Genomic DNA, 1758 nt, shown 5'->3' with positions numbered 1-1758 from the left:
GCGCGCGTGATGGAGCGCACCGCCGCGATCTCCGCCGCCAAGCTCCAGGCGAAAATCGGCCGCACGTTGCCCGTCATCATCGACGAGGTTGGCCCAGAAGAGGACGGCGCGGGCGCGACCGGGCGGTCGCAGGCCGACGCCCCCGACATCGACGGGCAGGTGTTCCTGCGCGACGCCGCGCACCTGTCGCCGGGCCACATCGTGCGCGTAGAGATCGAGGACGCGGACGAGCACGATCTGTACGGGGCACCGGTCGGGGAGCCTGCGTGACCGACTTCGCCGCGCTGCTCCAGCCCGATCGTGGCCAGCCCGCCCGCATCCTCCACGTTATCAAACCCGCGGACTACGCCGACTGGCTCGCCGCGCAGACGCCCCGCGTCCGTACGATTCTGGGTGCGCAGACTCTGACCGGCAAGGCGGGCGATGCGGCCATCCTGCCCGGTGAGACGGCCGATGACTGGTCCGCACTGCTGGTGTGCGGCGAGGCCCCCTCCTCGCCCTGGCGCATCGCCTCGCGCGGATCGGCGCTGCCGCCGGGCGCGTACAGGCTGGCGGACGGCGATCCCGGCCCGGCCGCGCTCGGCTGGCTGCTCGCGCAGCACCGGTTCGAGCGGTACCGGATGCCCAAGGAGGCCGGCGCGCGCGTGCTGCTGACCGGCGACGGCGCGTCGATCGAGGAGACGGTGCGCCTCGCAGACGCGACGGCGCGGGTGCGCGATCTGGTCGACACGCCCGCCGCCGATCTGGGACCGGCCGAGCTGGAGGCGGAAGCCGAGGCGCTCGCCGCCGAGTTCGGCGCGGCGCCGACGGTAACGCGCGGGGACGAACTGAAACGCGGCTATCCGATGATCCACATCGTCGGCCAAGCCGCCATCCCCGAGCGCGCGCCGCGACTGATCGAGCTCGAATGGGGTGACCCGGCGCATCCGCGCGTCGCGATCGTGGGCAAGGGCGTGTGCTTCGATACGGGCGGGCTCGACATCAAGCCGTCGGCGGGCATGCGGCTGATGAAGAAGGACATGGGCGGCGCGGCGCATGCGCTGTCGCTCGCGCGGCTGGTGATGGCGGCGCTGCCGGTCCGGCTGCACCTGCTGATCCCTGCCGTCGAGAACGCGGTATCGGCCTCGAGCTTCCGGCCGGGCGACGTGCTCCGGAGCCGGCTGGGCCTGAGCGTCGAGAACACCAATACCGACGCGGAGGGGCGGCTGATCCTGGCCGACGCGCTCGCCAGGGCGGTCGAGGGCTCGCCCGCGCTGATCCTCGATTTCGCGACGCTGACGGGCGCGGCACGCGTTGCGCTGGGGCCGGAGCTGCCCGCGACCTTCGCCAACGACGAGGCGCTGGCGGCCGACCTGCTGGCGGCCGGCGAGGCGGTGCGCGACCCGTTATGGCGGCTGCCGCTATGGGACGGGTATGACGATCTGCTCAAGTCCGACGTGGCCGATCTTCAGAACGCGCCCGACGGCGGGATGGCGGGAGCGATCACCGCCGCCCTGTTCCTACGCCGCTTCGTGCCCGCGGGAACGCCGTGGGCGCATCTCGACACCTTCGCCTGGACCCCGGCGGCCAAGCCGGGGCGGCCCAAGGGCGGCGAGGCGCTGGGCCTGCGCGCGGCGTGGGCGATGCTCAAGCGACGATACGCGCCGCAGTCTGGATGATGGGCACGAACTTGGCCGCCGTCAGGCTCGCGCCGCCGACCAGCGCGCCGTCGACGTCGCCCGCGCCGAGCAGCTCGGCGGCGTTCGCGTCCGTGACCGA

The 1758-nt window shown here is 73.3% G+C and carries 3 protein-coding genes; 2 read left to right on the top strand and 1 reads right to left on the bottom strand.

Annotated elements, in window-relative coordinates; all coding sequences use genetic code 11:
• A partial coding sequence (locus ACFE7F_RS08255; RefSeq protein WP_375403371.1) for a TRAM domain-containing protein occupies window positions 1–270 on the top strand: 270 nt, incomplete at its 5' end.
• Window positions 267–1658 (top strand): M17 family metallopeptidase, encoded by a 1392-nt coding sequence (locus tag ACFE7F_RS08250; RefSeq protein ID WP_375403370.1) that lies wholly within the window; start codon window positions 267–269, stop codon window positions 1656–1658. The genes ACFE7F_RS08255 and ACFE7F_RS08250, both read left to right, overlap by 4 nt.
• Here ACFE7F_RS08250 and ACFE7F_RS08245 read toward each other — a convergent pair.
• The coding region (locus tag ACFE7F_RS08245; protein ID WP_375403379.1) for a triose-phosphate isomerase at window positions 1627–1758 on the bottom strand (132 nt) is incomplete at its 5' end. The two genes, ACFE7F_RS08250 and ACFE7F_RS08245, sit on opposite strands and share 32 nt — an antisense overlap.

The sequence above is a fragment of the uncultured Sphingomonas sp. genome, assembly GCF_964235535.1.
Classification (GTDB): Bacteria; Pseudomonadota; Alphaproteobacteria; order Sphingomonadales; family Sphingomonadaceae; genus Sphingomonas.
Note: the sequence above shows the minus strand (reverse complement) of the source record. Positions and strands in the feature narration are given on the sequence as shown.